Below are 12,878 nucleotides of genomic sequence, written 5' to 3' on the forward strand. Positions count from 1 at the left end.
TCACTCAGCAACGATATGCTGATACACCCAGATCAATACTGTCCAGTGCTCAGCAGCACCAGTGTACAGGCCTGTAACGTGTCGATTCCGTGTTCCCTAGCGAGCGCCTCCAGTTCAGGATTTTCGGTGCCCGGATTGAAAACAATGCGTTTAGGTTTGGTTTGTAGGATATAGTCATAATAGGCAGGCTGCCGCTGCGGACCGATGTAGAGTGTGATCGTGTCGATATCGGTCAACGGCGCGCCCATCGGCCGGATCGGCACGCCAGCCACTTCTCCCTGCTTGATACCGATATTGACAATCTCGTGCCCCGCTGCGGTTAGCCGGTTAGCTGCCAGATACGCGTAGCGTGCCGGATTGTTCGTAGCGCCAATAATTAATGTTTTTTTCCGCTCCATACCATACAAAAATACGGATATTAATGAAAACTTCACTCCGCCATGAACTCCCCCGTGGCCGAGTAAGCCCCCTGGCGGATCACCGGCATATCCAAGATCTGATACAGCTCGTCCAAATGAAGCAGGCTGCCATTGGTCAGGTTAGAGAGCAGCACGATGGTGATATCTTCCTTCAAGTCGCGGATATACAGGTTGCGGAAGCCATGCCACCACCCCGTGTGATACACGACCTGATGATTGCCGGGATTGAACGTGCGCCATCCGAATCCATAGTTGAAAACCTCCTTGGTGGGTTTGCTATACCCGGCATAGGCCGAGTCCAGGGTCTGCGGTTTGAGCAACCGCCCATCGCGGAGCGCGCAATCGAACAAAAACAAGTCCTGCACGGTGCTATAGATACCCTTGTCGCCCACGGGGCCGTCCTGAAAATTCTGCACCACCGAACGCCGCCAGACGCGGTCATGGCCCACCACTCCTGTGGGTATCTTTTCATACACCGCCTTGGAATACACCGCCGTATTTTTCATTCCCGCAGGTGCAAATATCTTTTCCTGCATGTACACCGCAAAGTCCTGACCGCTTACCTTCTCCACGATCGCCGCCAAAATCATGTAATTGGTGTTATTATAGAAAAATCGCATATCCGGTTTAGCATATGCATCCGGCTTGTACCGGGCAAACAGACTCATGACATCCTTATTGGTCATCCCCTTACGCTTATCCGCCCATATTTCCGTCTTATCCGTAAAGTATATGTAGTTCGTAAGCCCCGAGCGGTGCGTAAGCAGTTGCTTGATCGTGACCTCTGGATAAGGGAAATCCGGAAAAAATTCATCCACGGTCTGTTCCAGCTTTATTTTCCCCGCTTCCCAAAGCAGGAGCACACCTGTCGCCGTAAGCGGTTTAGAGACCGAAGCCAGTTCAAATTGCGAAGCGATCTCGAGACTGTCCTTCATCAGGTAATCCGCCCAGCCAAATGCATTTTGATACAGTATTTTGCCTTTTTTGGCAATCAGCACATTGCCATTGAAACCCGAGCGGCTATGTAGCTTTTGCATAAATGCGTCGAGGCGGGGGTCAGCTTTTGTCGTGTCATAAACCAGCCTCAAGCTATCTTTTTCATGTTGTTTGCGTTCGGCTTTGACGTGTTTTTTTTCCGGTGAGGCACATGATGCGCCGAGGATAATGATCAGTATAAAAATAACGATGTTAAATGGCTGCTTTCCCGTAATGTTCATAACGCGCTAAAGTATTGCAATTGACTTGCAACGACAAATGCTTTGCACTATTTAACGCGTATCTATTTAAATTATTACGCAATTGTTTGCCTGCCTCGCTTACGGGTTTCGCCAAATGGGAATGGCTTGCCCACTTGATAACGTCGGGAAGACTGCTGGTCGTTACCTCATTGGGTATTTACGCATGCACTCACCCGTCTCCATGTCTCCTTGTAACTGACCTGGTTTACCTTTCCTGCGATGACTAAATGACCATCCTCCATAAAATGGTATTGAATCTCATACGCATTCCCCTCCAGACTTTGGTTCAATGCCTGACCGATCTGCTCAACGTAGGTACTGTCAGACAGCACCTTGAAACTCCCCGTTTGGGAATAACACGCTCCAGCTTTTGTCACCACCATAAAGTGATAACTGTTATCCGCTCCGAAAATCTTGAAATTGCCGGGTGGGATTTTGACCGTGTTACCCTGCGTGTTGGAATTTTCTAAACCAACCAGTTCCCACACGCCGAAGAACGTGTCTGCTTTAGATTCCTGACCGAAAGTGCTTAGCGGCAGAAGAGCAATAATCGCCCACAAGTACGGTAATAGCGCCGGCAGTGGTTTATAAATGGTGTATTTCATAACGGTTATGGTTTATTTGCTGCAATATACCGATTTGGTTTCTTATTTTCAAATTATCTCGCCGTCCACTGGGTGGGCTGTTGTTCCAGGAATCGCGCGATCCAACGAACAGGCATGGATAGGCGCGTGTCTTTATGGGGCTGCCATGACAGGGATCCGATTTTCGGCAGTGTGGACAGTTCTATTTCACCCAATGTACCATTGATGGTCAACTGTTGTATCCGAAGTTGGTCAACAACTGGCGCAGCTGATGGCTCGATACTCCTTGATCCGCCCGCGCTTACCAACGGTTCCAATTCATAAACACCCAGATTCAGTCGAGATGCTCCCCTAGCGTTGATCACCAGTTCGTCTAACGCTACCAGTCCGCATCCAAATGACGTCGCCGATGACATATCCACCTCCAATTGCTTGGCATTTCCTTGCCAACTACCCGACGACCCTAGCCTCAAGGTCAGTCGCACGCTATCCCTAAACAAGTTATTGCGGTCTACCGTAACCTTTCCGCCAGCACCTGCTTCGATTTTCAACTGCTGATCAAACACGGAATGATGTATGACGGTATTGCCGTCATTTGCCGTGATACGATCAATCGATGGCGAATAGATGATATATGAACGATCGTCAAAACCTGTGAGGGGATAAATGTGCAGCGCGCTATCCTTTACTTCGAGTTTCACCTGGCGCATGTCAAATTCGTCCTGATATTTCACCCCGTAGACATCAGCCTTTACCCAACCCATACGCGTTCTGTGGTATGGAGTGCCATGCATCGCTTTATTTGTCTCTTGGGGAGTAGGATGCAGTACAATCCGGGTAAATGGCTTATCAAAGCGGTGGCGCTTGTAGTTGTACAGCATGGAGTCAAAAACGATTCCGCTGATTTCATTCTGCCGGAATACGGCTTCGGTCACATAATTTCTCGCCCCGCTCCATTTGCTGAATCCGAAAAAAGACAATAACACGATGACTAATAAGATCAAAAATAAGCTACTGGTCTTCATATTTACTCCAATTGGTCGTTGTTTTCCTTGATAAATTGTTCATATCGCGCTTGGATATCTTCCCACCGGATACCCGTCAATTGCAAGGTTCTAAAGATGGAGGGAAGTTCGTCATCCATAAATACCTGCTTACGCCGTTGCCGGATAATGGCTTTGGCCTGGCGCTCCACAAAAAAACCGATCCCCCGCTTATTACTGATTATCCCGGATTGTTGTAAGGTTTCGAAGGCGCGCATGGCCGTATTGGGATTGACCTCCAATGCAGCGGCAACTTCCCTCACCGACGGGATTTTTTCTCCCTCGTTCCACTTTTCCAACAGGATTTGCTCAGAGAGATACTCCGCAATTTGCAGGAAGATAGCCTTGTTACTATTGAATTCCATACAACTTCCAATCAAATTTCCCTGTCCTTGAACCGATGATATAGGGTCAGACCAGCCAGCAACAGCACCAACACGGTGCAGCCGGCGGTGACGGCAATTTGTTCCAGTAAGGCCGTCTCCCACCCATAATCCACCGCCCTAATTTTTCCATACTTGAGCGAGTCACCTACCATATCACCGAGAAAGGTGGTGACAAAGACGAATCCAACAATGACAACGGCAGTCTTCACAAAAGGCAACTTTTTGAAAAACAGGGTACCTACCAAAAACAACATGCCTATTGCGCTCCAAAGGAGCAGGGGGATGTAGTCATCAGGTGCCCAGCTATCCGAAAAATAAGGAAATCCAAATGTTGTCGGGAACAAAAGATTCCCTGAAAGATCCCTTACCGCGACTACGCGACGCATCGCAGCGATGGAATCTGCGTAGATGTGTTGCAAGGCAGACACAAAGGCGGTGTCTATAACCAGAAAGAGCGTCACATACGTTATTATTCCGCCAAAAACAGGAAATAGCAGCGCACATATGGCACGTTCCAACGCCGATACAGGCAGCGTAAACGCCTGGATATTCCGAGTACGATCATTGAGGTCCCCAAAATAGTTCCCTGCCAATAGCGCCACATACAAGGCACCCACGATGAGCATATACTCTTTGCGCCCATGCAAAGACGAAAAATCCACGAAGCTGCTCGACCATTCGATCACGTACATCTGCTGTCTGACATATAATTTGGTGAGATAATACATGCTGATCACCCCAGCCACGATGGGTATGCTCAGCAAATAGATGCCTCGATGTATCGCCCACTGCTGGTGTACGAATAGCATGAATCGGCGAAAATTAATCCTGTTGTTCATCAGATAGCATTTTTTGAGTGGTAAATTGAGTAGCAACAGCCTGGCCTTCCCTCACGATGGCCTTGAATAACAATTCCAAGTTGACCTTGGAGTATTGTACCGAGGGGTTTCGGTTCACCGTGTGGTAGCCACTTAGCGACTCTTCATAATAGATCGCACCTTTCGGCACCTCATCCGAGCTGCCAAAATAGAGGCGGGTCGCGATCTCGTCCATTGACGCTGCCAATGCCACTCGGGTATCCCGCAACACAATCACCTCATCAATGAGGTTGTCTAGATCACGTACTTGATGCGTGGAAATAAGAAAAAGACGTTCCTTCGTAAGCGCAGAGGACAATACGCGCCTCAATATCGATTTTGACGGAATGTCCAACCCGTTAGTCGGTTCATCCATAAGCAGTAACGGTGTACGGGAAGCTAGTCCAAATGCGATCAGCAGCTTTTTGCGCTGCCCATACGATAAATCCTCGATACGGCTACCGCGATCGATACGAAATTCATCCAATAGGTAAAAAAAATACGTTGCCCCAAACTTTTCGTAGAACGGCGCGTAAAGACCGACATACTCAGCAATGCGAACCGGAGGGAGGTAAAAATCCTCCGGGATAAAAAACAGGTTCGAGAGGAAGGATGCTTGCCGGTGCCTCGGCTGATGACCAAAGGTATCAATATCGCCCGACTTCGGAAAAACCAGGCCGGCCAACAGCTTTAAAAATGTAGACTTCCCCGCGCCGTTTTCGCCCAACAATCCATAGATATGACCCTTTTGCAGTTCCAAACTCACGTTTTCTAAAACGGGCTTTCGCCTGCGATATCCGAAGGAAACCTGTGATAATGTAATAGCAGCATTCATATTATTACTGTATTAGTAAAATAGTACACTGCAAAAATGAAGAATCTATTTCGCTCTACCAAATATTTTTTTTAGAAAATCAACAGGAATCTTACATCAGCAGCGTATCAATGCGGTGACCGTGTACCATTTGCTGTTTTTCTGACCACACGAATACGGTGAAAGCGCCATCTTGGGAAGCCACCATGGCGAGGGAATCGTGCTGGTCATTCACAAATTGTGCGGCGGCGAGGTGTCGCGTGCCACCGATGTTGGTGGCATCGAGCAATTGCGCAGCGCTCCCTTCCACCGGTTCGGTGATCATCAATCGGGTGACGGGCAGGGAGTGGGGCGAGCGGGCCACCTTTGCACCAAAGGCCAATAAGCGGTGATCTTGGGTAATCACGGTGGCGCCATCGACCGCCGAATATCCGCCCACTGCGCGGATCATTTTATGCAACGTATCCATGTAAATAAGACTGGAAAGATTGGATGGCGCTTCTTCGTCATCAACAGGCAGCATCGCATGTGGCTCCACCAAATAGTTGATCGGTGTCACGATCGAATGCAGCCATGCCGAACTGTTGGGGGGCACCACCAAAAGCAGTGCACCACGTCCGTGACCGCGCATGGCTAATGCCAGCTGCACCAGTATATTTTCTGATTGCTCGACGGATGGTGCATTGGAGAGGCCCAATAAGGAAGAGAGCATGCCCGGGCAATCGGTCAGCCCCCAATGGTTGTCATCAATGATGCTAATCTGATTGCCCTTCAGCACCGCCACGTTGATAAATTTACCCAAGCCGTCGCGGTGTTTCTGCTTAACCACCAGCAAACCTGCCTCCACCACTTCTACTACCATGGTATGCGCAGGCACGTCGTGAGTGGTCCCCCATATGTAGAAATGGTCGTCCTCGATCCACACCCCGAGGTGTATGCCCGGCTGCACCACAGCAGGCGACAGCTTGACCAAGTTATGCGGAGTAAAGCGCTGTTGCTGACGGAAAACCAAGCTGTTGCTCGCCATCTCTGGCGAGACAAACGCTAGGGAGATTTTCGGTTCGTAGCCCTCCTCTCGCCGGAGGCTGGCCCAAAAAGCGGTGTCGATCAGGATCTCGATCGTCCGCGCATCCGGATTATCCGTCCTTTCGATTCCCAGATGGGCCTTTGTCAGTTTCGAAAAATGTGCGACTATCCGGTGTGAAACCATTTTCGCCGCTAGGTATGTGGGTTCTGAAATCATTTTTGCTTATCAGCCAAACAATTTAGCCAATATTACGATTGATGGATTATATTAGCAAACTTACTTAATGTATACAACTTAACGAAACAGAGGATTAAAACAAACCCTATGCGCTACATCATTGATCTATTATTGACAGGCTTGGCCATCTTCTTGGCGGCCTATATCCTGCCCAGCTCGGCGGTAAGTGTCGAAAGTTTTGGTTGGGCTATTTTGGCGGGGCTCATCATCGGCTTCGTAAACGCCACCATCGGCACGGTGCTGCGGATTTTCACGTTCCCGCTTAACCTCCTCACCTTGGGGCTGATCTCGTTTATCATCACCACACTGATGGTGCAGTTTACCAGCTATTTGATGGGCAGCAAGTTTGATGTGGCCAATTTTTGGTGGGCAGCGGTGTTTGCGATTATTGTGGCATTGATCCAGCTGCTCCTGAACAGTATTTTCGGATCGAAAAATCCGGAGTGACATTATTGCGCCAGGTATCCTCCATCCACCGCGTAGTAGGCGCCGTTGACGAAAGACGCCTTATCTGTACTCAGCCACAGCACGAGCTCGGCCACTTCGTTTGCCTCGCCCAAGCGGCCGATGGGATGCTTGGTCACCAACCAATCGATGGTTTGGCTATCCATGTCTTTCAACAGCGGCGTATTGATAAATGCTGGTCCCACCGCATTGGCGCGGATACCGCCAGCGGCATATTCCAATGCAATGTTTTTCGTGAGTCCGACCACACCGTGCTTTGCCGCCACATAGGCCGTAGAATTGGCGAAACCCACTTGCCCCAGGATGGAGGCCATGTTGACGATAACCCCACCCCCAGCCTGCAACATGGCGGGTATCTGATAGCGACAGCCGTAGAACACGCCTGAGAGGTTGATGGCGATGACCTTATCCCACCCTTCCACCGGATATTCCCCGGTTGGCGCCGAAGGCCCCCCGATGCCGGCATTGTTGCAGGCAATGTGCAGCGCCCCATACTGCTCGACCGTCTGTTTCACCAACTGATCGTTGTCCTCCGCTTTAGCGGTATCAGCTACAATGAAAAAAGCCTCTCCGCCGGTATCACGAATCAACTTTACCGTTTCCTCCCCGCCGCCTACGCTGATGTCGGAGACGACCACTTTCGCTCCTTCCCGTGCATATGCCTGTGCTACCGCGCGGCCAATGCCCGAGGCAGCCCCGGTCACGATCGCTACTTTATTGGTTAGTGATCCCATAGTCGAGTTGTTTTGATTAGTAATATACAAAGATAAGCGCATTTGGTTGACGTCAAGCATCAAGATTCTCTTAAACAGGAATTACTGGGCAGGTAACCATTAAGGCAGCACCCGCCCAGTAGTTTTTGATTTGGTAGCTTGTACTGGTTTCATTACCTTTGCTTTATGACAACGCTACGGGTTGAAATTAAGAACAAGCAATCGGAAAAGGTTGTGTTGGCCGTATTGAAGGCGCTTGACCTCCGGTACCAAGTGGAGAACGGAGCGTCTGCCACCGCCGAAAATCCCAGCCCTTCTGGGGATAAGTGGTTTCTTGACCCTGAAAATATGGCGCTGGTAGAAAAGGGTATTGCAGATGTAAAGGCAGGGCGGGTTACTAGAATTGAAGACGTCAAGAAATTATGGGAAAGTATTTTGTAGACGTTTCAAAGGAAGCCAAGCAACATCTCGCCTTTCACCATAAGTCAGGAAATAAAGCTACCATCAAAAAGATTGAGCACATAATCGTTGAATTATCAGAAACTCCCTATACCGGAACCGGAAAACCCGAGCAGCTCAAGGGAAATTTAGCCGGGCATTGGTCGCGACGAATCAACCAAAAAGACCGCATCATTTATCACGTCGACGACAGTGTTGTCACGGTGTCGGTCATCTCCGCGAAAGGTCATTATGGGGATAAATAAGCACTTTTCATGAAAACCAGGTGTGTGCTTTACTTGTAAATACCATAAAAGTACGTATCTTGTGAATCTATTTTTTTATTAACCAATAAAGACACACCATCATGTTTGGCGTCGTTACGAGGATGAAGAAATGGATCGTTGGCCTGGGTATTGCACTTGCCATCTTAGCGTTCGCCATGTGGCAACGGAAAGACGAGCCGGTCGATTTCAGTGCGGACGTGAAGCCCATTCTCAACAAACACTGCATCACTTGCCACGGCGGAGTTAAGAAAAACAGCGGCTTCAGCCTCCTGTTTGAGGAAGAAGCTTTTGCGGCAGCAGAATCGGGGAATCCTGCCATTATACCGGGCGATGCCGAGCATAGCGAGTTTATCCGTAGGCTCACCTCGGATGACCCTGAAGAGCGCATGCCGTACGACGCGCCTCCACTGAGCAAACAGGAGATCAAGGTGCTCACCCGTTGGGTGGAGCAGGGTGCTAAATGGGGCACGCATTGGGCATATTCCCTGCCCAAGGAGGTCGAAGTGCCGCGCCGTCGCCTCGCCACGGCCTCGTGGTTCAACTTCTGGGATAGCAACCCCATGCATAGCGATATCGACTATTTCATTAAGGAAAAACATGAGGAACACCAGCTGGAGTTCGCGCCGGAGGCCGATCGTGCCACGTTGCTCCGCAGGGTATCATTAGACCTCATCGGGTTGCCACCTACACCTCAGCAGGTAGAAGCCTTCGTCAACGATACCCGTAAGGATGCTTACGAACGCCTCGTGGATAGCCTGCTGGCTTCGCCCCGGTTTGGCGAACGATGGGCCTCCTGGTGGCTGGACATCGCCCGATATGCCGACACCAAAGGCTACGAGAAAGACAATTCGCGGCAAATATGGGCGTACCGCGATTGGGTCATCAAGGCGTTTAATCGGGATATGCCATTCAATACCTTTACCATCGAACAACTGGCCGGAGACCTGCTGCCCAATGCCTCTAAAGATCAATTGATCGCCACGGCATTCCACCGCAACACCATGGTGAATGACGAGGGTGGCACCGAAGATGAGGAATTTCGCGTAGCGGCCGTTATCGACCGCGTGAATACCACCTATCAGGCGTGGATGGCTACGACATTCGAATGCGTCCAGTGCCACAGCCATACCTACGACCCGATCAAATTTGAAGAATATTATAAATCAATGGCGTTCTTCAACAACACGCGGGACGAAGATACACCGGGTGATTACCCCACGCTCCGCTTTTACAACAAAGAAGACAGCCTCCAGGTCGTACGCATTAAAGAATGGGTGGGCAAGTATGCCGAACCCGAGGCTGTCGCATCCACCGATCTTTTCCTGTATACACTCGAACCCAAAATTCATGCTCATGCCTGTGATCAATTGGTCAACGGGGCATTGGTAGACACCAAGTGGCTGGGCATACGCAACGGCGGCAGCGCCCGGCTGCCGGACATCACCTTGGGCGATAACGACCTCTTTTATGTCAACTATCGCACGGGCGCGAGCGGCGGTAAGCTTGAAATGCGGGCAGACGGTCATCAGGGGCAGGTGTTGGCGAGGGTCGACTTGCCTGCTACCAAGGGGATGCAGACGATAGCCATTCCCATCACTGCCTTGGGTGGCAAACGCGATGTTTACCTGAAATTCAACAACCCGTCGATCCCAGCGGATCAACCGGTGTGCCTCGTCGAATGGATGGCCTTCCGCGAAGCGCTGCCCGGGCACGACGACCCGGAGTACCCGCAGGTGCAACAGACGTTTCTTGAGCTCATCAACAAAAGTACGCCTGCCGTACCGATATTGGTCGAAAACCCGCAGCATATGCGTCGGCAGACCCAGGTTTTCGAGCGTGGAAATTGGCTGGTGAAGGGGCAAACCGTGGAACCTGCAGTACCGCAATTCCTCCACGATTTCCCTAAAGACGCACCCCGCAACCGGCTTGGCTTCGCCCAATGGCTGGTTAGCGAAGAGAACCCATTGACAGCCCGTACGCTGGTAAACCGCCTTTGGGCGCAGCTCTTCGGGCATGGCATCGTGGAGCCCTTGGGCGACATGGGGTCCCAAAGCGATCCGCCCACCCACCCGGAGCTGCTCGATTGGCTGGCGCTGCAGTTTATGCACGAGATGGACTGGAGCGTCAAACGCCTCCTGCGGGAACTGGTCCTTTCCACCACTTACCGGCAGTCGTCAGCGCTGGCGCCCGGAGGGGCAGAAAAAGACCCGGGCAATAAATATTATGCGCGCGGACCACGGTTCAGGCTTTCCGCGGAGCAGGTACGCGATCAGGCACTGGCGGTAACGGGCCTCTTGAGCGCCAAAATGTATGGCCCGAGTGTGATGCCTTACCAGCCCGAAGGGGTGTGGATGAGCGTCTATAGTGGCGAAAGCTGGACCAAAAGCGCAGGTGAAGACCAATACCGCCGCGGGGTGTACACCTTTATCAAGCGCACCAGCCCCTACCCATCGGCCGTCACCTTCGATGCCTCCAGCCGTGAGGTATGCTTGGTCGACCGTATCCGTACCAACACCCCCTTGCAGGCGCTCACCACGCTCAATGACCCCGTATACCAAGAGGCAGCTCTGCATCTGGCCAGGCACATGGAAGCTGCCGGAAAGGGAAAGATAAGTGCGGCTATCCAATCGGGCTACCAATCCGTGATGCAACGACCGTTGCCGCAGGATAAGTTTGCGGCGCTCGAAAAACTCTTCAGGGAATCGCTCGGGCATTACCGCCAGCGACCGCAGGAGGCCGCCAAATTATTGGGCGCCTCGGCGACCGGCGCTGCACAGGCTAATGCCACCACGGCGGCCTATACCATGGTCGCCAGCGCACTGCTGAATCTCGATGAATTCCTCACCAAATCTTAGTGTTGAAATGGAAAAGTTATTAAAAGAAGCACAAGAAGCGCAATTGAAAGCCGTCACCAGGCGGCATTTCCTCATGGAGTGCGTCGCGGGCGTGGGTGGTCTGGCCCTGGGCTCCATGCTTGGTGGATGCATGGGATCTCGTGCAGGGAGCGCACAGGGTACGGCGCCGCTTGCGGACACCATGAATCCGCTCGCTCCCCGGTCTCCGCATTTTGCGGCCCGTGCCAAGAACGTGATCTACCTGCACATGGCAGGAGCCCCTTCCCAATTGGAGCTTTTCGATTACAAGCCCGAATTGCAGAAGCTTCATAACCAACTTTGCCCGCAATCCCTCCTCGAAGGCAAGAAATTTGCCTTCATCCGGGGTACACCGAAGATGCTGGGGCCTCAGACCACATTCCAGCAATACGGCCAAAGCGGCGCCTGGGTATCGGATCTGCTGCCACATTTCTCAACGGTGGTAGACGAAGTGAGCTTCCTAAAGGCCGTGCATACCGACCAGTTCAACCACGGACCGGCGCAGCTTTTCATGCACACCGGCCACGCCCGGTTGGGTAGACCCAGCATCGGATCTTGGGTTACTTATGGCTTGGGGTCGGAAAACAGCAATTTGCCGGGCTTTGTGGTACTCACTTCCGGGGGTAAAACACCCGATGCGGGTAAAAGCGTATGGGGCAGCGGCTTTCTTCCCTCGGTGTATCAGGGAGTGCAATGCCGCTCGCATGGCGATCCGGTACTCTACATCAGCGACCCTGAAGGCGTGAGCCGCGACCTTAAGCGGAAGGCCATCGACGCGATCAATACCGTGAATATGGAAGAGTACCAGACCTATCAGGACCCTGAAATCCTTGCCCGCGTCGCACAATATGAGATGGCTTACAACATGCAGATTGCAGTGCCCGAGGTGATGAATATCAACAATGAACCGGAATATATCCATGAGCTGTATGGCACGGAGCCCGGCAAGGAATCCTTTGCCAACAACTGCCTCCTGGCCCGCAAGCTGGTGGAGCAGGGGGTGCGCTTTGTTCAACTGTTCGACTGGGGCTGGGACAGCCATGGCACCGGTGCCGACACCGCGCTCGACCTGGGATTTCGCAACAAATGCCGGGAGATCGACCGCCCGATGACCGCCCTGCTGCTCGACCTCAAGCAACGGGGCCTGCTGGACGAGACGCTGGTGGTATGGGGCGGCGAGTTCGGGCGCACGCCCATGCAGGAAAACCGCGACAACAAGGATATGCCCTTCGCGGGGCGTGACCACCATCCCGATGCGTATACCATCTGGATGGCTGGCGGCGGCGTGAAAAAAGGCGTCACCTGGGGTGAAACCGACGAAATCGGTTTTTCGGCCGTAAGCGGTAGTACGGCGGTGCATGATGTACACGCCACCATGCTTCACCTGCTAGGCTTCGATCACGAAAAGCTGACATACGAATTTCAGGGTCGCCCATTCCGGCTTACCGACGTGGAAGGCCACCTTATCCAAGCACTCATTTAATCAGCTCATACGTT

At 51.8% G+C, this 12,878-nt stretch carries 14 protein-coding genes; 5 read left to right on the top strand and 9 right to left on the bottom strand.

Annotation, left to right across the window (positions count from 1 at the left end; all coding sequences use genetic code 11):
- Window positions 1-32: 32 nt before the first annotated feature.
- From ACMGDE_RS03365 to ACMGDE_RS03400, 8 genes are all read right to left on the bottom strand, one after another.
- Entirely contained in the window at window positions 33-398 is a 366-nt protein-coding gene (locus tag ACMGDE_RS03365; RefSeq protein WP_436831343.1) for a CoA-binding protein, read from the bottom strand.
- A gap of 32 nt (window positions 399-430) precedes the next feature.
- Window positions 431-1,636 (bottom strand): serine hydrolase domain-containing protein, encoded by a 1,206-nt coding sequence (locus ACMGDE_RS03370; RefSeq protein ID WP_436831344.1) that lies wholly within the window; start codon window positions 1,634-1,636, stop codon window positions 431-433.
- Window positions 1,637-1,803: 167 nt separating this feature from the next.
- Complete coding sequence (locus tag ACMGDE_RS03375) at window positions 1,804-2,262, bottom strand: DUF4488 domain-containing protein (RefSeq protein ID WP_436831345.1); 459 nt, start codon at window positions 2,260-2,262, stop codon at window positions 1,804-1,806.
- Window positions 2,263-2,315: 53 nt separating this feature from the next.
- Complete coding sequence (locus ACMGDE_RS03380) at window positions 2,316-3,266, bottom strand: GIN domain-containing protein (RefSeq protein ID WP_436831346.1); 951 nt, start codon at window positions 3,264-3,266, stop codon at window positions 2,316-2,318.
- Between the two features lie 2 nt (window positions 3,267-3,268).
- A complete protein-coding gene (locus ACMGDE_RS03385) occupies window positions 3,269-3,649 on the bottom strand; it encodes a GntR family transcriptional regulator (protein ID WP_436831347.1) in 381 nt (126 codons plus the stop codon).
- 11 nt (window positions 3,650-3,660) lie between these two features.
- On the bottom strand, window positions 3,661-4,509 hold the full coding sequence (locus tag ACMGDE_RS03390; protein ID WP_436831348.1) for a hypothetical protein: 849 nt from the start codon (window positions 4,507-4,509) through the stop codon (window positions 3,661-3,663).
- Window positions 4,493-5,362 carry an ABC transporter ATP-binding protein gene (locus tag ACMGDE_RS03395; RefSeq protein WP_436831349.1) on the bottom strand — a complete coding sequence of 290 codons (870 nt, stop codon included), beginning with the start codon at window positions 5,360-5,362 and terminating at the stop codon, window positions 4,493-4,495. The genes ACMGDE_RS03390 and ACMGDE_RS03395 overlap by 17 nt, the downstream gene beginning before the upstream one ends.
- A 91-nt stretch (window positions 5,363-5,453) precedes the next feature.
- Entirely contained in the window at window positions 5,454-6,584 is a 1,131-nt protein-coding gene (locus ACMGDE_RS03400) for a putative sensor domain DACNV-containing protein (protein ID WP_436831350.1), read from the bottom strand.
- Between the two features lie 108 nt (window positions 6,585-6,692).
- Here ACMGDE_RS03400 and ACMGDE_RS03405 point away from each other — a divergent pair, with 108 nt between their 5' ends.
- On the top strand, window positions 6,693-7,052 hold the full coding sequence (locus tag ACMGDE_RS03405; protein WP_436831351.1) for a phage holin family protein: 360 nt from the start codon (window positions 6,693-6,695) through the stop codon (window positions 7,050-7,052).
- Between the two features lie 2 nt (window positions 7,053-7,054).
- On the opposite strand, the gene ACMGDE_RS03410 is transcribed toward ACMGDE_RS03405, so the two are convergent.
- On the bottom strand, window positions 7,055-7,804 hold the full coding sequence (locus ACMGDE_RS03410; RefSeq protein WP_436831352.1) for an SDR family NAD(P)-dependent oxidoreductase: 750 nt from the start codon (window positions 7,802-7,804) through the stop codon (window positions 7,055-7,057).
- A 165-nt stretch (window positions 7,805-7,969) separates the two neighbouring features.
- On the opposite strand from ACMGDE_RS03410, the gene ACMGDE_RS03415 reads away from it, so the two are divergent.
- From ACMGDE_RS03415 to ACMGDE_RS03430, 4 genes are all read left to right on the top strand, one after another.
- The gene (locus ACMGDE_RS03415; protein ID WP_436831353.1) at window positions 7,970-8,224 is read left to right on the top strand and encodes a hypothetical protein; all 255 of its coding nucleotides are present in this window, start codon (window positions 7,970-7,972) and stop codon (window positions 8,222-8,224) included.
- The gene (locus tag ACMGDE_RS03420) at window positions 8,206-8,487 is read left to right on the top strand and encodes a Txe/YoeB family addiction module toxin (protein WP_436831354.1); all 282 of its coding nucleotides are present in this window, start codon (window positions 8,206-8,208) and stop codon (window positions 8,485-8,487) included. Before ACMGDE_RS03415 ends, ACMGDE_RS03420 begins: the two co-directional genes overlap by 19 nt.
- A gap of 122 nt (window positions 8,488-8,609) precedes the next feature.
- Window positions 8,610-11,363, top strand: coding sequence for a DUF1553 domain-containing protein (locus ACMGDE_RS03425; protein WP_436831355.1), 2,754 nt, complete (start codon window positions 8,610-8,612; stop codon window positions 11,361-11,363).
- Window positions 11,364-11,370: 7 nt separating this feature from the next.
- Window positions 11,371-12,864, top strand: a complete 1,494-nt coding sequence (locus tag ACMGDE_RS03430) for a DUF1501 domain-containing protein (RefSeq protein ID WP_436831356.1) — start codon at window positions 11,371-11,373, stop codon at window positions 12,862-12,864.
- Window positions 12,865-12,878 lie beyond the last annotated feature (14 nt).

Origin of the sequence: Parapedobacter brassicae (assembly GCF_051400755.1) — a bacterium.
In the GTDB taxonomy this organism is placed as follows: Bacteria; Bacteroidota; Bacteroidia; order Sphingobacteriales; family Sphingobacteriaceae; genus Parapedobacter.